The 233-nt window shown below is 48.9% G+C and carries 1 protein-coding gene; it reads left to right on the top strand.

Annotated features, from left to right (window positions below; genetic code table 11):
- A partial coding sequence (locus SB822_RS61230; protein WP_410859683.1) for an ATP-binding cassette domain-containing protein occupies positions 1–233 on the top strand: 233 nt, incomplete at both ends.

Below are 233 nucleotides of genomic sequence, written 5' to 3'. Positions count from 1 at the left end.
CAACATGACCGATATTTGTAAATCGTTCAGCGGCAATGCCGTCTTGAAAAACGTGCATTTTTCATTGCAAAAAGGTGAAATCCACGCCTTGATGGGCGAGAACGGCGCCGGCAAATCGACCTTGATGAAAATCATGTCCGGCATCTACACACGTGACTCCGGAACGGTGGAAGTGAAAGGCAAAAAAGTCGAATTTACTTTGCCGAAGCAGGCGGAAGCAGAAGGCATCGCCG

The organism is Paraburkholderia sp. SIMBA_054 (assembly GCF_046534875.1).
GTDB lineage: Bacteria > Pseudomonadota > Gammaproteobacteria > Burkholderiales > Burkholderiaceae > Paraburkholderia > Paraburkholderia hospita.
The sequence above is the reverse complement of the archived record's forward strand: the minus strand, read 5'-3'. Positions and strand labels throughout refer to the sequence as shown.